The organism is Streptomyces fildesensis (assembly GCF_016107395.1).
Taxonomy (GTDB): Bacteria; Actinomycetota; Actinomycetes; order Streptomycetales; family Streptomycetaceae; genus Actinacidiphila; species Actinacidiphila fildesensis.
In genome coordinates this window covers 1-21,708 of the sequence record NZ_JAAIKO010000010.1, presented here as the reverse complement: position 1 = coordinate 21,708, position 21,708 = coordinate 1, and the positions used below count along the sequence as shown (strand labels likewise).

The following is a 21,708-nucleotide window of genomic DNA, read 5'->3' as shown; positions in this document are numbered from 1 at the left end:
CCGTACGACGCGGGCGGCGGCCTGTCGTACGACGTGGGCAACGGGTCGTTGTGTGACACCGGCGACGGCAGGCCGGCCCAGAAAACCCCGCGTACCCCTTTACTGACACACCGTCAGATACGACGATGGGCCGCGAAGCCCGGGCCGCAGGCCCGCCCCGTCGACCAAGGGAGAGCCGCGCCGTGCGTTACGGGATGCAACTGCCCGTCCAGTCGCTGAGCACGATGTACGCCGAGCCGTGGGAACGACAGGCCGGCCCCGCCGACCTCGTCGAGATCGCCCGGGCCGCCGACCGGTCCGGGTTCGACTACATCGCCTCGTGCGACCACGTCGCGATCCCGCGACGCCTGGCCGACGCGATGAGCACCACCTGGTACGACCCGGTGGCGACCCTCGCCTACCTCGCCGCCGTCACGACGAACGTCCGGCTGCTCAGCCATGTCGCCGTCGTCGGCCTGCGCCACCCCCTGGTCACCGCCAAGGCGTACGCGACGCTCGACCACCTCTCCGGAGGCCGGCTGATCCTCGGGGTCGGGGCGGGTCATGTGGCGGAGGAGTTCGACGCGGTCGGCGCCGACTTCGCGCGGCGCGGCCCCGTGCTGGACGAGACGATCGACGCGCTGCGGGCGGCGTTCGCCGAGGAGTTCCCCGAGCACCACGGGGAGTTCTTCGACTTCAGCGGCCTCGGGCAGCGCCCCCGCCCCGCCCGGCCGGGCGGGCCGCCGATCTGGGTCGGCGGGTCGTCGCCCGCCGCCGTGCGCCGGGCCGCCGTCCGGGGCGACGGGTGGCTGCCGCAGGGCGACCCGCGCGACAAGTTGCCCCAGCAGATCGCCCGGATCCGGGAACTGCGCGAGCAGGCGGGCGTCACCACGCCGATCGAGATCGGCACCATCGCCGAGCCGCTGTACGTCGGGGCGCCGGCATGGGAGGTCGGGCGGCGCACGCTGCACGGCAAGCCGGACGCGCTCGCGGCGAGCCTGCGGGAGTACCGGGCGATGGGGGTCGGGCAGATCCAGGTCCGGTTCCGCAGCCGTAGCAGGGCCGAGCTGATCGAGCAGATGGAGGCGTTCGCCTCCGATGTCGCGCCGCACCTCGACGAGTAGGTCGCGCCGCACCTCGACGAGTAGGTCGCTCCGCACCTCAACGAGTAAGGGGACACACATGGGCAAGCTGGACGGGCGCGTGGTGCTGATCACCGGCGCGTCGCGCGGGCAGGGCGAGCAGGAGGCGCGGCTGTTCGCCGCCGAGGGGGCGAACGTCGTCCTCGCGGATGTGCTCGACGAGCAGGGCGAGGCGCTGGCCAAGGAGATAGGGGACAGCGCCCGCTACGTCCATCTGGACGTGAGCCGCGAGGAGGACTGGGCGGCGGCCGTCGCCGCGACGACGGAGGCCTTCGGCCGGCTCGACGGCCTGGTCAACAACGCGGGCATCCTGCGCTTCAACGAGCTGGCGAGCACCCCGCTGGAGGAGTACCAGCTGGTGGTGCAGGTCAACCAGGTCGGCGCGTTCCTCGGGATGCGGGCGGCGATCCCCGCCATCGAGGCGGCCGGCGGCGGCACGATCGTCAACACCGCCTCGTACACCGCGCTGACCGGTATGGCGCTGCTGACGTCGTACGCCGCCACGAAGGCCGCGATCGTCGGGATGACGCGGGTGGCCGCGATGGAGGGCGCGCCCAAGGGGATCCGGGTGAACGCGATGTGCCCCGGCGCCATCGACACCCCCATGTCCAACCCCTCCCAGCTCGATCCGGAGGCGGACCCGGCGGAGTCCACGGCCGCGCTGGACGAGTTCTACAAGAAGCTCGTACCGCTGGGCCGGATCGGTCAGCCGGCCGAGGTGGCGAAGCTCGCACTGTTCCTGACCAGCGATGACTCGTCGTACATCACGGGGCAGCCGTTCGTGATCGACGGTGGCTGGCTCGCCGGGGTCTCGGTCTTCTAGTCGCTAAATCTGACACATCATCAGCTATTGACGCTCCGCCGAGGCGGTGCCAGAGTCGTTCGTATCTGACGGAGTGTCAGAAAACTTTAGGACGGTGAACCTCCTTGGAATTCGGGCTCTTTGTACAGGGATATGTGCCTGTCGCGCGCTCCGCGGTCGACCCCCAGGCGGAGCACAAGGTGCTGCTGGAGGAGACCGAGTACGTCATCCAGGCGGACAAGTCCGGCTTCAAGTACGCCTGGGCCTCCGAGCACCACTTCCTGGAGGAGTACTCGCACCTGTCGGCGAACGAGGTCTTCCTCGGCTACCTCGCCCACGCCACCGAGCGCATCCACCTCGGATCCGGCATCTTCAACCCGCTCGCCCCCGTCAACCACCCGGTGAAGGTCGCCGAGAAGGTCGCGATGCTCGACCACCTCTCCGAGGGCCGGTTCGAGTTCGGCTCGGGACGCGGCGCGGGCAGCCACGAGATCCTGGGGTTCATGCCGGGCATCACCGACATGAACCACACCAAGGAGATCTGGGAAGAGACCATCGCCGAGTTCCCCAAGATGTGGCTCCAGGACGAGTACGTCGGGTTCCAGGGGAAGCACTGGTCACTGCCGCCGCGCAAGATCTTCCCCAAGCCGTACGGGAAGTCGCACCCGGCCATGTGGTACGCCGCCGGATCGCCCTCCTCGTACGCGATGGCCGCCAAGAAGGGCCTCGGCGTACTCGGCTTCAGCGTCCAGAAGGTCTCCGACATGGAGTGGGTGCTGGAGCAGTACAAGAACGGCATCCAGGAGGCCGAGCCGATCGGCGACTTCGTCAACGACAACGTCATGGTGACGTCCACCGCCATCTGCGCGGAGACGCACGCCAAGGCCGTCGAGATCGCCGCCAAGGGCGGCCTCAACCGGCTGCAGTCGCTGGTCTTCCGCTACCACGACACCTTCCCCCGGCCCGAGGGCATCCCCGAGTGGCCGGAACTGCTCCCCGAGTACAGCGAGGAGATCATCGAACTCCTCATCGCCGAGGAGCTGATGATCTGCGGCGACCCGGACGAGGTCACCGCGCAGTGCAAGCGCTGGGAGCAGGCCGGCGCCGACCAGCTCTCCTTCGGGCTGCCGATCGGGATCTCGTACGAGGACACGATGAACACGATCAAGCTCATCGGTGAGCACGTCATCCCGAAGATCGACACGGACCCGGTGCACCGCACCACCCGGTTCCGCCAGGCGGCGGGCCAGTAGAAGCGGGGGCGGCGTCTTCCCGGACCGCCGCCCCGCGCCTCCGGCCGGGACAGGGCGTCATACGGCAGCGGTCTGCCGACCTGTCCGGACCGGAGGCGCAACCACGCCCGCACGACTTCACAACCCGGAGAGGTGAGATCGACCATGCTTGACCACCTGATCAAGGGCGCCACCGTGGTGGACGGCACGGGAGCCCCCGCGTACACCGCCGATGTCGGTCTGCGCGGCGGCAAGATCGCCACCATCGCCGAACCCGGCACCGTCACGGAGCCCGCCAGGACCGAAGAGGACGCCACCGGCCTCGTCCTGACCCCCGGCTTCGTCGACCCCCACACCCACTACGACGCCCAGCTGTTCTGGGACCCCTTCGCCACCCCGTCCATGAACCACGGCGTCACCACCATCGCGGGCGGCAACTGCGGCTTCACCCTGGCCCCGCTCAACCCCGCCCGCCCCGAGGACGCCGACTACACGCGCCGCATGATGTCCAAGGTCGAGGGCATGTCCCTCAAGGCCCTGGAGGAGGGCGTCGACTGGACCTGGTCCTCCTTCGGCGAGTACCTCGACGCCCTCGAAGGCCGGATCGCCGTCAACGCCGGCTTCATGGTCGGCCACTGCGCGCTCCGCCGGCACGTCATGGGCCCGGACGCCGTCGGCGGACAGCCGACCGGGAAGCAGCTGGAGCAGATGCTCCAGCTCTTCCACGAATCCATGGCCGCCGGCGGCTGGGGACTGTCCACCACCCAGTCCTCCACCCACTCCGACGGCGACGGCCGACCCGTCGCCTCCCGGCACGCCGGCCGCGACGAACTCATCGCCCTGTCCCGCGCCGTCGGCGAACACGAGGGCACCCAGATCGAGGCGATCGTCGCCGGCTGCCTCGACCAGTTCGCGGACGAGGAGATCGACCTCTTCGTCGACATGAGCGCCGCCGCCGGACGCCCCCTCAACTGGAACGTCCTCACCATCGACGCCGCCGTCCCGGCCCGCGTCCCCCGCCAGCTCGCCGCCTCAGAACGCGCCCGCAAGGCCGGCGGCCGCATCGTCGCCCTCACCATGCCGATCCTCACGCCCATGAACATGTCCCTCGGCACGTTCTGCGCCCTCAACCTCATCCCCGGCTGGGGCGAGATCCTCAACCTCCCCATCCCCGAACGCATCGCGAAACTCCGCGACCCCGCCGTCCGCGCCGAAATGCTCCGCAGCGCCAACAGCCCCGAAGCCGGCGTCTTCCGCCGCCTCGCCAACTTCGGCCGCTACGTCATCGGCGACACCTACTCCGAGGCCAACACCGGCGTCAGCGGCCGCGTCGTCAAGGACATCGCCGCCGAACGCGGCCAGGAGGCGTTCGAGACCATCGTCGAGATCTGCGCCAACGACGACATGCGGACCGTCCTGTGGCCGATGCCCACCGACAACGACCCGGACAGCTGGGCGCTCCGCGCCCGCACCTGGGAACACGAGGACGTCATGCTCGGCGGCTCCGACGCGGGCGCCCACCTCGACCGCATGTGCGGCGCCCCCTACACCACCCGCTTCCTCGGCGACTGCCTCCGGGGCCGCCGCCTGGTCCCCCTGGAACAGGCCGTCCGCATGCTCACCGACGACCCCGCCCAGCTCTTCGGCCTCCGCGGCCGAGGCCGGGTGACCGAGGGCTACTACGCCGACCTCGTCCTCTTCGACCCCACCCGCATCGACGCCGGCATCGCCACCCTCGTCCACGACCTCCCGGGCAATAGCCCCCGACTCGACTCGCGCGCGATCGGCATCGTCTCCGTACGGGTCAACGGCGTCGAGACGATCAGAGACGACGAAATCACCGGCGCCGTCCCCGGAACGGTGTTGCGGTCGGGCCGCGACACGGCATCCGTCCACACGGTGTAACGGGCACTGACGGGGTGCGGTACGTCGGCGCCCGCCCCACCGTTGCGCCTGCGGCGGGTTCCCCACCCACCCGCCCTTTGCCGGTACGGATGCATGTGCGTCGGCACCTGGCCCGCCGTTGCGCCTGCGGCGGGCTTTCCCCACCCACCCGCCCGATACCGGCATAGATGCACGAGCGTCGGCACCCGCCCGCAGACTCGACGCGGGCGCAAGGGATCCGGAGGCGGTGGCGCACCCGCCCCCGCACCCGCGGACGTGAAGGGGCGGGGGACGGACCCGATGCACGTGTATCGGCACCCGCACCAGTGCGCCGGTTGTGACGTGAGGGGGACGGGGCCGCAGGGGGAGGGGTCCGAAATGCTGCCGTGTATTTGTGGGCCGCCAGGCCCGTAAATATACGATTTCGGACCCCTCCCCCGGAGGGCCCGGCCCCCGACCCCTACCGAACGTTCAGCCACATCGGATTCGTCAGCGCAGCAACCGCCCCCGGAAGCCCACTCACCCCACCGTCAGTAACCGGATGCCGCACCTCCGCCCGGACGTACGCCGCCAGCGACGCCGTCGTCCGCCACTCAACGGAACCCGCCCCGCCGGAGGGAGCAAGCTGCGTGGCGAACATCTGGCCCTCGTCCGTCATCAACCGCACCTGCGCCCCGAACACCCCGCCCCCAACCGGCACCCCCGGCACCCCCGACACCTCCAGCCGCACCGTCACGACGTCCTCCGCCCCCACCACCAGCCGCTCCCCGATCCCCGCATGCTCCCCATGCGGCCCGGTGGCCGTGAAAGCGAGCTGGACGTCGGACGACTCCGCGAGCCAGCTGCGCCCCGCGCGGATTCCCGCGAGCAGAGCCGCACGGTCAAGGCCGTCCGCGAGGACGACCGTCTGGGGGAGGCCCACGACCTGCGGCTCGCGGTGGGCGTCCGAGTTGCCCATGGCGGGGATCCAGTGACCGTCGCCGCGGGTGGACGCCGTGAGGAGGTTGTCCCAGGTGTTGAGGGAGAGCTCGTCGTCGGGGCCCCAGGGGCCGTTCCAGACCTCGATGGCGTCCGCCTGGTCGTAGCCGAACTTCCACTGGCTGGCGGGGAAGATCCCGTACGGATGGGCCGGCACCACCAGGCCGCCCGCCCCGCGGATCTTGCGCGCGAACCGCGCGTACGCGTCGTCGCGGGCGCGGTAGCGCCAGTCGAACCAGACGCCGGGGTCCGTGCCGATGGCCAGGTAGTGGCCGTTGCGGGTGGTGATCTCCTCGCCGGTGAGGACGAGCAGGTCGTCGCCGGCGAGCGGCCCGTAGACGGAGTGCGCGGACGTGGTGTTGTGCTCGCTGGTGTTGATGAAGTCGAGTCCGGCGGCGCGCGCGGCGGCGGTGACCTCGGCCGGGGTGCGCTGCCCGTCGGAGTGGACGGTGTGCAGATGGCAGTCGCCGCGGTACCAGGCGCGGCCGCGCCCCTTGGCGTGCTGCGGCGGGTAGGTGGGCGCCGGGGTGGTGCCCCGCGGGCCGTAGCGCAGGGTGATGGTGACGGAGTAGTCCAGCCCCTGTGGGGCGACGGTGTACGGCCCGAGGACGACGTTCCAGGTGCCGGGAGAGACCGGTCCCGCGAGATACCCCGGCGTGGCCTGCTCGGCGCTGATCGTGAATGCGGTGCGGGCGCCGCCGGACCAGCCGCGGAAGCCCTTGCCGCCGAGCGCGGTGCCGTGCTGGTCGAAGATGCCGATGTCGCAGGCGTTGCCGACGGTTCCGACGGGCACGGCCGGCCGGTCGTAGGTGTACGAGACGGCGATCTCACGGACGCCGTGCGGCACGTTCACGGGCAGGTAGACGAAGTCCGCCACACCCGTGGGCAGATGCCCGGTGACGGTACGGGTCTCCTCGGCCGCGGGGGCGCTGTCCTGCGCACCCGCGCCCGCGGGCTCGGCTCCAGCGAAGCTCACAGGAGCCAGCGTAAACACTCCGGTGGCTCCCGCGAGCGCTGTGAACTTGAGAACTTCGCGTCGTTCCATCCGTCGTGCCTCCTGGGCGAGAGGGGTGGGAGGTTCCGCAGCGAACTGTTCTACTCCGGAGCGTCGGAGGCCGGAACGGCGAGCGGCCGGCGGATGACCGGATCGCATGCAAACGCACACGTAGCTGAACGAAGTTCGACTCCACCCTCAACCGGAGGTTGCCCGTGCGGATCAACACCACGATCTTCCTGACCGACGAGACCATCGGCCCCGTGCGCCTCGCCGAGGAACTGGAGCAGCGCGGGTTCGCCGGGCTGTTCCTGCCGGAGCACACGCACATTCCGGTGGCCAGGACCACGCCGGCGCCGATGGGGGAGCCGCTGCCGCGCGAGTACGGGCGGACGCTCGACCCGTTCACCGCGCTCGCGGCCGCCGCGGCGGTCACCCGGCGGATCGCGCTGGGGACCGCCATCACGCTGGTCGCGCAGCACGATCCGATCGTGCTGGCGAAGCAGATCGCGACGCTCGACCACCTCTCGGGCGGGCGGTTCACGCTCGGGGTGGGTTTCGGCTGGAACGTGGAGGAGGCGGCGGACCACGGAGTGGAGTGGGCGCGCCGGCGCGATCTCGTACGGGACCGGATGCGGGTGATGCGGGCGCTGTGGGCGCCCGAGCCGACGGCGTACGCGGGGGAGTTCGCGTCGGTGGCGGCGAGCCAGGCCCATCCGAAGCCGGTGGGTCCGCTGCGGACGCTGGTCGGCGGGGCCGCCGGGCCGAAACTGTTCGGACACATCGCGGACTACGCGGACGGCTGGATGCCGATCGGGGGCGGCGGCCTCGCCGACGCGCTGCCGCGGCTGCGGGAGGTATGGGACGGGGCGGGCCGCGGACCGGGCGGGCCGCAGATCGTTCCGTCGGCGGTGCGCCCGACCGAGGGAAAGCTCGCGCACTTCGGTGAGCTGGGCATCGAGGAGTGCGTGGTCCAGCTGCCACCGGCCGGCGAGGACGAGGTGCTGCGCGTGCTGGACGACTACGCGCGGTTCCTGTGACCCGCGCCGTACGACCACGCGCGGTCCCTGCGACCCACACCGCCCCCCGGGTGGCCAACGCCATAGCAAATGCCATGACCCCGCGTGCCGGGCAGCGACCTATGCTCGGGAGATGACCATGAGCCTGTCCCGCCCCGAGGAGCCGACCCCCACTACCAACGGCATGCGGCGCGCGCTGAAGCGTGCCCGCGACGGAGTCGCGCTGGACACCGCCGAGGCGGCGGTGCTGCTGCAGGCACGTGGTGACGACCTGGTGGACCTGTCCGCGACCGCGGCCCGGGTGCGTGACGCGGGCCTGGAGACGGCCGGCCGTCCCGGGGTGATCACGTACTCGCGGAAGGTCTTCATCCCGCTGACCCGGCTGTGCCGTGACAAGTGCCATTACTGCACCTTCGTGACGGTGCCCGGCAAGCTGCGCCGCGAGGGGCACGGGATGTACCTGTCTCCCGACGAGGTCCTCGACATCGCGCGCAAGGGCGCGGAAATGGGCTGCAAGGAGGCCCTGTTCACGCTCGGGGACCGTCCGGAGGAGCGCTGGCCCGAGGCGCGGGAGTGGCTGGACGCGCACGGGTACGACGACACGCTCGCGTATGTGCGCGCGATGGCGATCCGGGTGCTGGAGGAGACTGGACTGCTGCCGCACCTGAACCCCGGCGTTCTGTCGTGGCAGGACCTGCAGCGTCTCAAGCCGGTCGCGCCGTCGATGGGCATGATGCTGGAGACGACGGCGACCCGGCTCTGGTCCGAGCCCGGCGGCCCGCACTACGGCTCGCCCGACAAGGACCCGGCCGTACGGCTGCGGGTCCTCGAGGACGCCGGCCGCTCCAACGTCCCGTTCACCACCGGCATTCTGATCGGGATCGGGGAGACATACGCGGAGCGCGCCGAATCACTGTTCGCGATACGGAAGATCGCCCGCCAGTACCACGGCATCCAGGAAGTGATCATCCAGAACTTCCGCGCCAAGCCGGACACGGCGATGCGCGGCATGCCGGACGCGGAGCTGGAGGAGCTGGCGGCGGCGATCGCGGTCGCCCGGCTGCTCCTCGGCCCGGCGGCCCGCGTCCAGGCGCCGCCGAACCTGGTGGACGGGGAGTACGCGCGATTCATCGACGCGGGGATCGACGACTGGGGCGGGGTGTCCCCGCTGACCCCCGACCACGTCAACCCCGAGCGCCCGTGGCCGAACATCGACGAGCTGGCCGAGAGGACCGCCGCCGCCGGGTTCACGCTGCGCGAGCGGCTCACGATCTACCCCGAGTTCATCCAGCGCGGCGAGCCGTGGCTCGACCCGCGGCTGCTGCCGCACGTCCGGGCCCTCGCGGACCCCGAAACGGCGCTGGCGGACGAGGACGCGAAGCCCGTCGGGCTGCTCTGGCAGGAGCCGGACGAGGCGTTCACGGCCACCGGCCGCACCGACCTGCACGCGACGATCGACACCACCGGGCGCACCGGCGACCGCAGGGACGACTTCGACGACGTGTACGGCGACTGGGAGTCGCTGCGCGAGCAGGCGGCGCCCGGCATGGTGCCGGACCGCGTCGACGGGGACGTACGGTCCGCGCTCGCGACGGCCGCGGACGATCCGACGAAGCTCACCGACGAGCAGGCGCTCGCGCTGCTGCACGCGGACGGCCCGGCGCTGGACGCGCTGTGCCGGATCGCGGACGACGTGCGGCGCGACACGGTCGGCGACGAGGTCACGTACATCGTCACCAGGAACATCAACTTCACCAACGTCTGCTACACCGGCTGCCGGTTCTGCGCCTTCGCGCAGCGCCGCACCGACGCGGACGCGTACACGCTGTCCCTGTCGCAGGTCGCCGACCGCGCCGAGCAGGCGTGGGAGGTCGGCGCGACCGAGGTGTGCATGCAGGGCGGTATCCACCCGGACCTGCCGGGCACCGCGTACTTCGACATCGCGCGGGCGGTGAAGGAGCGCGTGCCGGGCATGCACGTGCACGCCTTCTCGCCGATGGAGGTCGCCAACGGGGCGACGCGTACGGGCATGTCGATCCGCGACTGGCTGGCGGCGGCCCAGGAGGCCGGGCTCGACTCGATCCCCGGCACGGCCGCCGAGATCCTGGACGACGAGGTGCGCTGGGTCCTCACCAAGGGCAAGCTGCCGACGGCGACGTGGGTGGAGGTCGTGAAGGCCGCGCACTCGCTGGGCCTGCGCTCGTCCTCCACGATGATGTACGGGCATGTGGACCAGCCGCACCACTGGCTGGGCCATCTGCGGCTGCTCGCCGAGATCCAGCAGGAGACCGGCGGCTTCACGGAGTTCGTGACGCTGCCCTTCATCCACACCAACGCGCCCGTCTACCTGGCCGGTATCGCCCGCCCCGGCCCGACGCTGCGGGACAACCGGGCGGTCACGGCGATGGCCCGGCTGCTGCTGCACACCCATATCCCCAACATCCAGACGAGTTGGGTCAAGCTGGGCGCGGAGGGCGCGGCGGAGATGCTGCGCTCCGGGGCGAACGACCTGGGCGGCACGTTGATGGAGGAGACCATCTCCCGGATGGCCGGCTCCAGTTACGGCTCCTACCGGTCGATCCAGGACCTGGTCGCCATCGCGGAATCGGCCGGCCGGCCGGCCCGTCAGCGCACCACCCTGTACGGCGAGGTCTCCGCGGAGCGCCAGGCGGCGGGCCTCGCCTCCGACGGCCATCTGCCGGAGTTGCTGCCGGTGCTCGACGCGTAGGGGACGGCGGTGGAGGGGACGGCGGTGGAGGGGACGGACGGCATCCGTGATGGGGGCGGACGGCGTACGGACAGGGGGCGTGCGACGGGCCGTGGGGGCGTGCGACGAGCCCTGGCCGGTGCACCCCCTGTGCCGTCGGGGACACGGGACGTGAGCGGCAATGTCGACTATCGTGCTGCGACTGACAGCTGCTGACCGAAGGGGCTCGCTTTGACGGCGGTTTGGGGACGGGCGCAGCAGCAGGATTTCCGCAGCCGCGTACGCGGCTGCCTGCTCGGCGGGGCGATCGGCGACGCGCTGGGCGCGGGCATCGAGTTCGACTCGCTGAAGGCGATCCGGGCGGAGCACGGCCCGGACGGCGTCACGGACTTCGTGCCGGCGTTCGGCCGCCGGGGCACGGTCACCGACGACACCCAGATGACCCTTTTCACCACGGAAGGCTTGATACGGGCCCAGGTGCGGCGCGACAGCGGCGCCTGGCATCCGCCCACCGACGTGCACCGCGCCTATCTGCGCTGGGCGGCCACCCAGAGCGACTGGGGGCCCGACGAGCGCCGCAAGGACACCGGCTGGCTGGCGCGCGAGGAGTGGCTGTACGCGCGCCGCGCGCCCGGCCGGGCGTGCCTGAACGGGCTCGGAGACGACCGGATGGGCACCGTCGAGCATCCGAAGAACCCCGACTCCAAGGGCTGTGGCACGGTGATGCGCTCGGCGCCGTTCGGGCTGCTGGTCGGCTGGGAGCCGGGGCTGGTGTTCCAGCTCGCGGTCGAGTGCGCGGCGCAGACCCACGGCCACCCCACCGGGCAGCTGGCCGCGGGTGCGTTCGCCGTCATCGTGCACGGGCTGGCGCGCGGCGACGCGCTCGACGGCGCCGTGCAGCACGCGCTGGCGCTGCTCGGCTCGCGCCCCGACCACCAGGAGACCACGGACGCCCTGCAGCGGGCGCTGGGCGCCGTCCGGCAGGGGATGCCGTCACCGGAGCGCGTGGAGTCGCTGGGGGAGGGCTGGACGGCGGAGGAGGCGCTGGCGATCGGCGTGTACTGCGCGCTCGTCGCCGAGGACGTCCGGCACGGCCTGCTGCTGGCGGTGAACCACGGCGGGGACAGCGACTCGACCGGTTCGGTCTGCGGCAACCTGCTGGGCGCGCAGCACGGCGAGACGGCGCTGCCGCCGTCGTGGATAGCGGAGCTGGAGGGGCGCGGCACGATCCTGCAGCTCGCCGACGACTTCGCGATGGAGATGACACAGGCCCCGGCGCTGCACGGCCCGGCCGGGTCGTCACCGTCCTGGCTGGAGCGCTACCCGAACGCGTAAGGACCGGTCCCCTGGAGGACCGGCCCTTACGTTTCGTAGCCGCCGCCTCAGTCGTTGGCGGGGACCGCCGCCGTGTCCTGCGGCTTGGCCGGCTCCGGGACGGCCGCGGCCGCGGCGGAACCGCTGTCGCCGCCACCGTCCGTGTTGATCTTCTCCAGCAGCGCGTCCCGCTCCGGGGTGTCCTCCGGCTTGATGAAGCCGATGACGATGTACAGGACGAGCGAGACGGCGAGCGGTACCGAGATCTGGTACTCCAGGTTCACCCCGCCGTCGATCGCGTCATTGACCGGGTAGTTGAGCAGGTAGAACGCCAGGAGACCCATCGCCCAGCTGGTGAGCGCGGCGGTCGGCCCGGACTTACGGAACGGTCGCAGCAGGCCGAGCATGAAGGGGATGGCGATCGGCCCCATCAGTCCCGCCACCCACTTGATGACGATGGTGATGATGTCCTTGAAGGTGGGCGAGTTGACCTGGGTGGCGATCGCCATGGACAGGCCGAGGAAGGCGAGCGTGGTGAGCCGCGCGGCGATCAGTCCGGCGCGCTGGGTCCAGGCCCGTGCCGTCTTGGAGAACGCCGGGGCGATGTCGCGCGTGACGACGGCCGCGATGGCGTTGGCGTCGGAGGAGCACATGGCCATGGTGTGCGAGAAGAAGCCGACGACGACCAGTCCCAGCAGTCCGTGCGGCAGCAGTTGCTCGACCATCAGGCCGTACGAGTCCGACCCGTCGGGCTTCTTGGCGGTCACCAGCAGCGGGGAGACCCACATCGGGAAGAAGAGCACCAGCGGCCAGATGAACCACAGGGCGGCGGAGAGCCGGGCCGAGCGGACGGCCTCCTTGGCGTTGGCGGTGGCCATGTAGCGCTGGGCCTGGTTCCACATGCCGCCGTTGTACTCGAAGGTCTTGATGAACAGATACGCCAGCAGGAAGATCAGCGTGTACGGCCCCGCGGTGCCGCTGGTGTGCCCCTGCAGCTTCGGGTCGTCCCAGACGTTCCAGATCCCGCTGATGCCGCCGATCTTGCTGAGGGCGGCCACCAGCATGGCGAGACCGGCCAGCAGCTGGATGACGAACTGCCCCAGTTCGGTGAGCGCGTCGGCCCACAGACCGCCGACGGTGCAGTAGACGGCGGTGATCGCGCCGGTGATGACGATGCCCTGGGTGATCGTGACGCCGGTGAACACCGACAGCAGGGTCGCGATGGCCGCCCACTTGGCGCCCACGTCGACGATCTTCAGCAGCACACCGGACCAGGCGAGCGCCTGCTGGGTGGTGAGGTTGTACCGGTTCTTGAGGTATTCGAGCGGCGAGGCGACATGCAGCCGGGAGCGCAGCCGGCTGATCCGGGGCGCGAACAGGTTGGCGCCGATGGCGATCCCGATCGCGATCGGGAAGGACCAGGTGACGTAGGACGTCACCCCGTACTTGTAGGCGATGCCCGCGTATCCGGTGAACATCACCGCGCTGTAACCGGACATGTGGTGCGAGATGCCCGCCAGCCACCAGGGCATCTTGCCGCCGGCGGTGAAGTAGTCGCCGACATCGTCGATGCGCTTGTGCGACCAGACTCCGATCGCGATCATCACGCCGAAGTAGGCGATGAGTACGGCCCAGTCGAGATTGTTCATGTCCCCTCCAGGGGGTCCGCCTTGTGAACGTGAAACGCACTTCGCTGTGACGTTCGCTGCGGCGGGTGCCCCCGTGCGGGAGTGGGGACTTCCGGGATTGAACCCCCTGTCAGGGCGGTCGGTCAAGGGTCTCCGCGTTCAAGAGTCTGAACAGAAATCAGAAAGCCGAACGATTTTACTCGTTCTTGACCTTCCTTGGCATTGTCGTGACCGTGACCGCGAACACACGATGAGCGGGCACTTCGCTGGACGTCCTGCGGGGCATGACGAAGTACCGCGCGGGAACGGGATCCCGCGCGGTAGAGAGAGGAGGGGGCCGGTCGCGCCGATTGCCGCTGCGTGTCCGCCGCGTCCTGGAGGGACGCCGGGCCGCGTTGCCGCCGAGTGCTACCGCATCAGCTCGCCGGCGTTCACCAGCAGCGACTGCCCGGTGATCGCACGAGCCCGGTCGGAGGCCAGGAAGACCGCGGCCTCCGCCACGTCCCCGTCCGTCGCCAGCTCCGGGAGCGCCATCCGCTCGGTGAGCCGGCCCAGCACCTCGTCCTCGGACACGCCTTCGGTGTGTGCCGAGAACTGGACGAACGCCTGCACCGGCGGGCCCCACATCCAGCCGGGCAGCACCGTGTTCACCCGGATCCGGTACGGGCCCAGCTCGCGCGCCACCGAGTACATGGCCGACGTCAGAGCGCCCTTGGACGCCGCGTACGCCGCCTGCCGCACCTGCGAGGGCGCCGCCACCGCGGACTGCGTCCCGATGATCACCACCGAACCGCCGTGCGCCTTCAGTGCCGGCAGGCACGCCTTGGTGAGCCGCAGGGTGCCGAGCAGATTGACGTCCAGGACCCGCTGCCACGAGGCGAAGTCCGCGTCCTCCAGACCGCCGAAGTAGCCGTCCATGGCGGCGACATGCACAACCGCGTCGATCCCGCCGAACCGCTCGACCGCCAGCGCCGCGAGCGCCTCGCACTGGTCGCCTTCGGCGATGTCGGTGGAGAGCCACGCCACCTTCGACCCTTCGGGGTCGATCTCCTCCGCCACTTTCGCGAGCTGCGCCTCGGTCCGCGCCCCGAGCACCACGTTCGCGCCGTCGCGCGCGGCGGTGACGGCCACGCGCTGCCCGAGCCCGGCGCCGACCCCGGATACGACCACGGTCTTTCCTGACAGCAACATGCGTGCCTCCGGCGCGGTTCCAGTTCTGACCCGAGCAGTTCTGACGGATCGTCAGGTTAGGGCCATGTCGACCAGAACGCCACCCTCGCGCCGGGCGGGTGCCGGTGCCGGGGTCCTCCGGGGCGGGGCTTCGACATCGACTGTTTACTGTCCCCCAACCTTCGGCCGGGGGCGCCCCCAGCGGCCCACAAATAGCTCGGCAGCATTTCGAGTAACCCCTCCCCTCAACCTCCGGCCGGGGGCGCCCCCAGCCGGCCCCGGTCACCTCACGTTCGGACGGGTCGGCGCACCGTAGGTGCCGACGTTGCGGTCAGGGAATTGGCGAGGCGCCGCAGGCCCTCCGTGATCTCGGTGGGGGTGTGCGTCGTGAAGGACATGCGCAGGGTGGCCGGGTCGCCGGGGCCGGCGTAGAAGGGGGCACCGGGGACGTACGCGACATCGTGCGCGACGGCGACCGGCAGCAGGGCGGTGGCGTCGAAGCCGTCCGGCAGCCGGACCCACAGGAACATCCCGCCGTCGGGCCGGTTCCAGGCGCTGCCCGCCGGGAGCGCGGCCGGCAGGCCGGCCAGCAGGGCGTCGCGCCGCAGGCGGTACGCGCCGCGCACGCGGTGGAGATGGGCGTCGAGGTCGCGGTCGGCGAGATAGCGCGCCGCCGCGGCCTGGTCGACGGTGGACGAGTGCAGGTCCGCGGCCTGCTTGGCGATGACGCAGGCACGCCGCAGCGCCTCCGGCGCCCGCAGCCAGCCGAGCCGCATGCCCGGCGCCATGATCTTGGAGAACGAGCCCAGCAGGACGGTGCGGTCGGCGGCCGCCTCCAGGGAGGCGATCCACGGCACGGGCTCCCCGTCGAACCGCAGCTCGCCGTACGGGTCGTCCTCGACGATCCACAGCCCGTGCCGTGCGGCGACCTCGGCGACCGCCTGCCGGCGGGCGAGCGGGAGCGTACGCCCGGTGGGGTTCTGGAAGTTCGGGATCAGGTAGAGCAGTTTCGGCCGCTCGCGGACGACGAGTTCCTCCAGTGCGGCGGGATCGATCCCGTCCTCGTCGGACGGCACCGGCAGCACCCGCGCCCCCGTGAAGCCGAAGCACTGCAGCGCGGCCAGATAGGTGGGGTCCTCGACGAGGACGGTGTCGCCCGGCTCCAGCAGCGCGGTGGCGAGGAGCGCCAGGCCCTGCTGGGAGCCGGCGGTGACGAGCAGGTCGTCCGCGTCGGTCGGGAGCCCGCGCGCCCCGAGCCGGGCGGCGACGGCGCCGCGCAGTGCCGGGTCGCCCTCGGTGGTGGAGTACTGGAGCACGCGCTGGGGCGCCTCGGCGAGCACTTGGTCGTAGGCGGCGCGGATCCCCTCGGCGTCGAAGAGCTCGGGGGCCGGCAGTCCGCCCGCGAAGGAGATCACTTCGGGGCGCGCGGTGAGCGCGAGGATCTCGCGTACCGGCGACGCGCCGACCGAAGCGGCGCGGGCGGCCAGGGCGGGGACGTCGGCTCGGTTCGCTCGATGCATTCGCGTCATGCGCGCAGCCTACGAATAATCGGTGGCGTGTCCACCTATTTGACCAACATACGAAACAGGAGCACGGTTCGCGACGGCGTGCCGCTCGGCAGGCAAGCCCGCGCGGCCGGATCCGTCGCGCGGTCGCGACCGACCCCTCCCCATCTGACGTATCGTCAGCTACACCTGTAGGCATGACAGATGAGACGCGCAGCGAGGTGTACGCGGAGCTGGCCTCCGTCGGGCCGTACGGGGTGCGGGTCGGGCACGCCCTGATCACCATGGTGGAACCCCTGCCGGGCCATGAGTACGCCTACAACAGGTGGTACGAGGACGATCACTTCATCGCGGGCGCGATGGCCATGCCCTGGATGTACGCCGGGCGCCGCTGGGTCGCCACCCGCGATCTGCAGCTGCTCCGCTACCCGGAGAAGTCCGCCGTCGCCCAGCCCGTCACCGCGGGCTGCTACATCTCCACCTACTGGGTCACCGCCGGCCGCTACGACGACCACATGAAGTGGACCGTCGGCATCAACAAGCGCCTCAACCGGGACGGCCGGGTCTACCAGGACCGCACCCATGTCTTCACGGCCTTCCAGGACCACTCCGCCACCGTCTACCGCGACGGCGCCGCCGGCCCCCGGGACTTCCACGCGCTCGACCACCCTTACGCCGGGCTGGTCGTGGAGGTCATCGACGCCGAATCGGCCGAGCAGCGCGAGGAACTGCTGGAGTGGCTGCGCTCCCGGCACCTGCCCAAGCGCCTCGCGGGCTCACCGGCCGCGATGGTGACGATCTTCAAGCCGACGCCGCTGCCCGGCGACAGGATGACGTACGTGAAGCAGGTCGAGGGGGTCGACACCCGTCTGACGCTGCTCTGGTTCCTGCAACAGGATCCCCGCGAGGCGTGGGACGCCCATTTCACCGGCCTGGACGACGAGGTCGCCGCCTCCGGCCTGGGCCGCGTCGAGCTGGTAGCGCCCTTCGTCCCCACCGTCCCCGGCACGGACACCTACGTCAACGAACTGCGCTGATCGGTTCCCGGCGGCGGGGAAGCGGTCGCCGTCGAGAAGAGGGCGGCGGAGGGACGCCGCATGCAGTCATCGTGTGGATTCGGAGGGCAACCGGTCCAGGTCAGCCGTAGCGTAGAAGCCGGAACGACTGGGCGGACACGTTACGTAGCTGGGGGCGGAATGGAACCGGAGATCGTAGATCTGGCGCGCGCGGCGGGGACCACGTTGGTCACGCTGATGGCCACCGACGCATGGCAGAGCGCCCGAAGCGGGATGACCGCTCTGTGGCGCCGGGTGCTTCCGGCGCGGGCTGACGGCATCGCCGGTGAAATGGATTCGGCACGGGAGGAACTGATCGCGGCACGCCGGACGGGCGACGAAGAGGCTGAGCAGGAGTTGCGTGCGGAGTGGTCCGGACGTGTCCGCCGGCTCCTGGCCCAGCAGCCGGATGTCGCGGAAGAACTACGGCAGATCCTGCTGGACTTGGAACCGGCTCGGGCGGAGGAGGACCTGAGGGCTCGTACCGAGATCAATCTCCGCGCCGAAGTGAGTGGAAGCGGTCGGGTCTATCAGGCCGGGCGCGACCAGACCATCACGGAACGATGAACGTCCCGGGGGACCAGGCAGAGCCTTCCGTGCACGGAAGGGCATCAGGCCAGGGGCGGGTCTACCAGGCGGTGGGCGACCAGCACATCTCCGAATACCACTACCACTACGGAAGCCAGGAAGAGGAGTTGCTGCCCCTCTCCGCGATCGAAAGGTCGATCGTGGGGAGAGGATCGCCGGGGCCACTGGCCCAGGTGCCCGTACCCGACGCGGTGCGCGTCCCGCTGGTCGGACACACGCCGAAGATCCTGCGCGACCGTACGGAGTTGATGGAATCACTCCTGGAAGCTGCTGAGAACGAAGGCGGTGGCATCCATGTCCTCCACGGGCTCGGTGGATGCGGGAAGACGTCGTTGGCGCACGCATTCTTTCGAGACGTGACACGAGAGGGCCGAAGGATCGGGTTCTGGGTCAACGCGTCCGATCGCGGTTCTCTGCGTGCCGGGATGCTGGCCATCGCCGCTGACCAGGGTGCGGGGACGACGGAACTGGTAGCGGCGCACAGCGGTCTGCGTGCCGCTTCGGATCTCGTATGGCACTACCTGAACCAGGCCTCGGTTCCGTGGCTTCTGGTATTGGACAACGCGGATGATCCGGCTCTCCTGTACGAGGGAAATTGGCTGCGGGAAAGCGACCGGGGTCTCGCTCTGGTGACGACGCGGCGTGCCATATCGACCGCCTGGCAGGACGTCACCTTTCATGAAGTAGGTGTTCTCCCGGTTCATGACGCAGCACAAGTTCTGCGCGACCTGGCTCCTGAAGCAGGATCGACAGCGGAGTCCGTGCGGGTAGCGGAGAAACTGGGCTGCCTACCGCTCGCGTTGACCCTCGCCGGCTCGTATCTGGCACATCAAATATTGGAGTCATGGTCCATGGCGGACTACGAACATCATTTGGAGAGTGACCCGACGAACCTTATCGATCAGGGGGATTCTGCCGCCGGCAAGCGGAGCCAGCCTCGCCGGCTGGTCAGCCGTACCTGGCAGCTGTCCCTGGAGGCCATAGCCGATGAGGGGATGCCCGAGGCCGCTACTCTCATGAGACTGCTCTCCTGCTGGGGTGCCGACCCGGTTCCACTGACACTTCTGTCCTCCGCGGTTGCTGGTGCGGCCGACTTGACGGCCCTGGATCCGCCGCTGGGCCAAAGCCAGGTGGGGGCGGCCCTGCAGGCACTGCTCGCTCACTCGCTGGTGTCGATCGTGCCCGTCCCTGTGGGGGCCGGGAGCATTCGCTGTCTCCAAGCGCATGGTGTGCTGCTGGACAGCGTGGCCGCCGATGTGCCGACGGGTCAGCGCCCGATCCTGACCGATGTCGCCGTCGGTCTGATCGAAGCGGAGCTGCCGGCGGATGAAGCGGAGCCCGTGCGAGGTGAGCAGTATCGGCTGTTCCTCCCGCATGCCATGAAATTGCTGCGGGGCCAGCAGGGGGCCGCGGCAGCGGAGCGAGCGGTGTCCATGGCGGTGAGACTGGTCCTGTGCGTCCATGAGACCGGCGACTACGCAGCTGCCTATGCTTTGGCAGAGACGGCCGTACAGACCGCGGAGCGGCTGCTCGGCTCCGAAAATCTCGGGACGCTGCGAGCACGTCGCTGCGCCGGGTGGGCGTTGTTCCGGATGGGTCGCTTCGAAGAGGCAGCGCAGTGGCACCGACAGACTCTCGAAGTCTGTGAACGAGTGCTCGGATCTGAGCACGCTGAAACGCTGGAGACCTGTTGTGCACTGCAGGCGCCACTTTGTCAGACCGGGAGGATGGAGGAGGGCGTCTCCCTGTTGCGCGGTGTCATCGCCACGCGAGAGCGGCTATGGGGAGTGACCCATGCGAAGACGCTCAACGCCCGTGCCGCGCTGCTGGAATTCCTCGTTCTCTGCGGAGAGGTGGAGGAGTTCGAACAAACGGCCCGCATCACGGTCGAAGATTGTGAAGGAGCGCTCGGCCCAGACCATCCGACGACTCTCATGGCTCGCCACAACTACGCTTTCGGTCTGTTCAAATGCGAGCAACCGCAAGAGGCTGATCCTGTGGCCAGAAGAACGTTGGCGGATCGGGAGCGTGTCCAAGGCGCTGAACACTCCCAAACGCTGTCGGCGGCATTGCTGCTGGGCTGGATTGCCGAAAGGTGCGGTCGGCCGGAGGAGGCAATCGTCCTCGCACAGCGAGTGGTCGTGGGGCAGGAGCGGGCCCTGGGCAATGAACACCCGTACCTCTTGACCAACCGTGCGGGGCTGGCGACAAGCCTTGCTGCCCTCGGTCGGACAGAAGAGGCGCGGGAGGTGGCCGAAAGGAATCTCCCCCTCTGTGAAAGGGTTTTGGGACTCCAGGATTCTGTGACCGTTGAGACCCGGCGCATTCTGAGCGAATGACCCCGGGTCCCCGCTGCTTCGGCAGCGAGCCCTCTCGGCTCGGACGGCGGCCAGTCGAGAGGGCTCTGTGCGTCTCGCGTTCCGCTGTCAGACGCGATCGAAGGTCCCCCGGTTGACGTGGTCCACAAACGCCGACCACACCTCCGGATCGAAAACGAGAGACGGGCCGTAGGGATCCTTCGAGTCGCGCACTGCGACACGATCGACGGTGGGGGCCGAAACCTCCACGCAATTCCCATTGTTGCCAGAGTACGAAGATTTCTTCCACTCTGTCGTGATTCCGTGCCGAGTAGTCATGGTCGCTCCTGAACCGTGCCGATGCTTGTGAAGCGCTAGCGCCTCGAGACATCCCCGAAGGTACGCGTCACCTCGGCTTCAGGAGGGTGCCGTTCACTCGACCGGATGGCATATTTCTTGATCTCTTCCACGCCGACGGGTACAGGGTGTACCTTGTGGCCCGCTCGCGTCGACCGCTGGTCAGCGGGTGTACTCCTTGGCGATATCGATCATGAACTGCCTTGTCTGATCGGTGTTCAGAGCCTGGGCTCTGAGATGCTCGTACATCACGCTGTATTGCTGGACTTCGATCGGCTTTTCCAGGTACAGGTCGCTGGTGACGCCCTCCAGATAGACCACGCTGGAGTCGGAGGCTTCGGCGAACTCCAGGAGCGAGAAGGTGCCGACCATTCCGGGATGTGCTCCCACGGCGTACGGAAGCACCTGAACCGTGACGTTGGGCGCGTGGCTGAGTTCGACGAGCCGTTCGATCTGCTCGCTCATCACGTGTCGGTCGCCCACCACTCGGCGCAGCGCGGATTCATCGAAGACCGCCCAGAAGCGCAGCGGATTGTCGGGATCGTTGACCCGGTCCTGCCGCTTCATCCGGACCTCGGTCCGCTTGTCGATTTCTGCCGGCGTGGCTTCGGGCTCCATGCCGGTGACGACGGCGTGCGCGTACTCGCGCGTCTGGAGGAGTCCGGGGATGAGCAGGGACTCGTAGTTCCGGACCGACGCGGCTTCGGTCTCCAGGCCGATATAGACGCTGTACGGCACATCCCCGAAAGCGTGCCACCAGCCTTGCTGGCGGGACTCCTTGGCCATCTGCATCAGGGAGTCCACGATGCGGTGGTCCTCGACCGCGTAGACGCTGCACAGGTCGCGGACGTCACGCTGGCTGATGCTGCGGCGCCCGTTCTCCAGCCGGCTGATCTTGGATTGCGAAACGAGCAGGCGGGCCGCGACTTCCTCGGCCGTCATTCCTCTCAGTTCGCGCAGTTTGCGCAACTCCGATCCGAGTCGGCGTCGCCTGACAGTGGGATTGGCATTGGCGACCACAGGGAGTGCACCTCCGGTTCCGTACTGCTCTTTGTAC

At 69.7% G+C, this 21,708-nt stretch carries 16 protein-coding genes; 10 read left to right on the top strand and 6 right to left on the bottom strand.

Features of this window, described 5'->3' with window-relative positions; genetic code table 11:
• Window positions 1-125 precede the first annotated feature (125 nt).
• The 4 genes from C6N31_RS17055 to C6N31_RS17040 all read left to right on the top strand — a co-directional run bounded on the left by C6N31_RS17055 (window position 126) and on the right by C6N31_RS17040 (window position 5,060).
• Window positions 126-1,103 carry a TIGR03619 family F420-dependent LLM class oxidoreductase gene (locus C6N31_RS17055; protein WP_138353579.1) on the top strand — a complete coding sequence of 326 codons (978 nt, stop codon included), beginning with the start codon at window positions 126-128 and terminating at the stop codon, window positions 1,101-1,103.
• A gap of 58 nt (window positions 1,104-1,161) precedes the next feature.
• Entirely contained in the window at window positions 1,162-1,944 is a 783-nt protein-coding gene (locus C6N31_RS17050) for an SDR family NAD(P)-dependent oxidoreductase (protein ID WP_138353580.1), read from the top strand.
• Between the two features lie 104 nt (window positions 1,945-2,048).
• Entirely contained in the window at window positions 2,049-3,176 is a 1,128-nt protein-coding gene (locus tag C6N31_RS17045; RefSeq protein ID WP_138353581.1) for an LLM class flavin-dependent oxidoreductase, read from the top strand.
• Window positions 3,177-3,320: 144 nt separating this feature from the next.
• The gene (locus tag C6N31_RS17040) at window positions 3,321-5,060 is read left to right on the top strand and encodes an N-acyl-D-amino-acid deacylase family protein (protein WP_138353582.1); all 1,740 of its coding nucleotides are present in this window, start codon (window positions 3,321-3,323) and stop codon (window positions 5,058-5,060) included.
• 439 nt (window positions 5,061-5,499) lie between these two features.
• Here the strand turns inward: C6N31_RS17040 and C6N31_RS17035 are convergent, their stop codons facing one another.
• Window positions 5,500-7,062, bottom strand: coding sequence for a CehA/McbA family metallohydrolase (locus C6N31_RS17035; protein ID WP_198357774.1), 1,563 nt, complete (start codon window positions 7,060-7,062; stop codon window positions 5,500-5,502).
• 164 nt (window positions 7,063-7,226) lie between these two features.
• On the opposite strand from C6N31_RS17035, the gene C6N31_RS17030 reads away from it, so the two are divergent.
• From C6N31_RS17030 to C6N31_RS17020, 3 genes are all read left to right on the top strand, one after another.
• Window positions 7,227-8,051 (top strand): TIGR03619 family F420-dependent LLM class oxidoreductase, encoded by an 825-nt coding sequence (locus tag C6N31_RS17030; protein ID WP_198357773.1) that lies wholly within the window; start codon window positions 7,227-7,229, stop codon window positions 8,049-8,051.
• Window positions 8,052-8,163: 112 nt separating this feature from the next.
• A complete protein-coding gene (locus C6N31_RS17025) occupies window positions 8,164-10,758 on the top strand; it encodes a bifunctional FO biosynthesis protein CofGH (protein ID WP_138353585.1) in 2,595 nt (864 codons plus the stop codon).
• A 210-nt stretch (window positions 10,759-10,968) separates the two neighbouring features.
• On the top strand, window positions 10,969-12,072 hold the full coding sequence (locus tag C6N31_RS17020; RefSeq protein WP_138353586.1) for an ADP-ribosylglycohydrolase family protein: 1,104 nt from the start codon (window positions 10,969-10,971) through the stop codon (window positions 12,070-12,072).
• A gap of 47 nt (window positions 12,073-12,119) precedes the next feature.
• Here the strand turns inward: C6N31_RS17020 and C6N31_RS17015 are convergent, their stop codons facing one another.
• The 3 genes from C6N31_RS17015 to C6N31_RS17005 form a co-directional block, all read right to left on the bottom strand.
• Window positions 12,120-13,700 (bottom strand): sodium:solute symporter family protein, encoded by a 1,581-nt coding sequence (locus C6N31_RS17015; RefSeq protein WP_138353587.1) that lies wholly within the window; start codon window positions 13,698-13,700, stop codon window positions 12,120-12,122.
• A 387-nt stretch (window positions 13,701-14,087) separates the two neighbouring features.
• Window positions 14,088-14,870: an SDR family oxidoreductase gene (locus C6N31_RS17010; RefSeq protein WP_138353588.1), complete on the bottom strand. Its 783-nt coding sequence runs from the start codon at window positions 14,868-14,870 to the stop codon at window positions 14,088-14,090.
• Window positions 14,871-15,136: 266 nt separating this feature from the next.
• A complete protein-coding gene (locus C6N31_RS17005) occupies window positions 15,137-16,378 on the bottom strand; it encodes an aminotransferase-like domain-containing protein (RefSeq protein ID WP_232485312.1) in 1,242 nt (413 codons plus the stop codon).
• A gap of 173 nt (window positions 16,379-16,551) precedes the next feature.
• On the opposite strand from C6N31_RS17005, the gene C6N31_RS17000 reads away from it, so the two are divergent.
• From C6N31_RS17000 to C6N31_RS16990, 3 genes are all read left to right on the top strand, one after another.
• Window positions 16,552-17,391 carry a hypothetical protein gene (locus C6N31_RS17000; RefSeq protein WP_198357772.1) on the top strand — a complete coding sequence of 280 codons (840 nt, stop codon included), beginning with the start codon at window positions 16,552-16,554 and terminating at the stop codon, window positions 17,389-17,391.
• Between the two features lie 159 nt (window positions 17,392-17,550).
• Entirely contained in the window at window positions 17,551-17,976 is a 426-nt protein-coding gene (locus C6N31_RS16995; protein WP_198357771.1) for a hypothetical protein, read from the top strand.
• A 71-nt stretch (window positions 17,977-18,047) separates the two neighbouring features.
• Window positions 18,048-20,336, top strand: a complete 2,289-nt coding sequence (locus tag C6N31_RS16990) for a tetratricopeptide repeat protein (RefSeq protein ID WP_307811444.1) — start codon at window positions 18,048-18,050, stop codon at window positions 20,334-20,336.
• An 87-nt stretch (window positions 20,337-20,423) separates the two neighbouring features.
• Here the strand turns inward: C6N31_RS16990 and C6N31_RS16985 are convergent, their stop codons facing one another.
• Together C6N31_RS16985 and C6N31_RS16980 are read right to left on the bottom strand one after the other, a co-directional pair.
• Window positions 20,424-20,633 (bottom strand): DUF397 domain-containing protein, encoded by a 210-nt coding sequence (locus C6N31_RS16985; protein WP_198357769.1) that lies wholly within the window; start codon window positions 20,631-20,633, stop codon window positions 20,424-20,426.
• A 180-nt stretch (window positions 20,634-20,813) separates the two neighbouring features.
• The gene (locus C6N31_RS16980; RefSeq protein ID WP_198357768.1) at window positions 20,814-21,671 is read right to left on the bottom strand and encodes a helix-turn-helix domain-containing protein; all 858 of its coding nucleotides are present in this window, start codon (window positions 21,669-21,671) and stop codon (window positions 20,814-20,816) included.
• Window positions 21,672-21,708 lie beyond the last annotated feature (37 nt).

Coding starts and splice junctions, on each gene's coding strand:
- C6N31_RS17055 (WP_138353579.1), top strand. CDS start 126: ATGGGCCGCGAAGCCCGGGCCGCAGGCCCGCCCCGTCGACCAAGGGAG.
- C6N31_RS17050 (WP_138353580.1), top strand. CDS start 1,162: ATGGGCAAGCTGGACGGGCGCGTGGTGCTGATCACCGGCGCGTCGCGC.
- C6N31_RS17040 (WP_138353582.1), top strand. CDS start 3,321: ATGCTTGACCACCTGATCAAGGGCGCCACCGTGGTGGACGGCACGGGA.
- C6N31_RS17035 (WP_198357774.1), bottom strand. CDS start 7,062: ATGGAACGACGCGAAGTTCTCAAGTTCACAGCGCTCGCGGGAGCCACC.
- C6N31_RS17025 (WP_138353585.1), top strand. CDS start 8,164: ATGACCATGAGCCTGTCCCGCCCCGAGGAGCCGACCCCCACTACCAAC.
- C6N31_RS17015 (WP_138353587.1), bottom strand. CDS start 13,700: ATGAACAATCTCGACTGGGCCGTACTCATCGCCTACTTCGGCGTGATG.
- C6N31_RS17010 (WP_138353588.1), bottom strand. CDS start 14,870: ATGTTGCTGTCAGGAAAGACCGTGGTCGTATCCGGGGTCGGCGCCGGG.
- C6N31_RS17005 (WP_232485312.1), bottom strand. CDS start 16,378: ATGACGCGAATGCATCGAGCGAACCGAGCCGACGTCCCCGCCCTGGCC.
- C6N31_RS17000 (WP_198357772.1), top strand. CDS start 16,552: ATGACAGATGAGACGCGCAGCGAGGTGTACGCGGAGCTGGCCTCCGTC.
- C6N31_RS16995 (WP_198357771.1), top strand. CDS start 17,551: ATGGAACCGGAGATCGTAGATCTGGCGCGCGCGGCGGGGACCACGTTG.
- C6N31_RS16985 (WP_198357769.1), bottom strand. CDS start 20,633: ATGACTACTCGGCACGGAATCACGACAGAGTGGAAGAAATCTTCGTAC.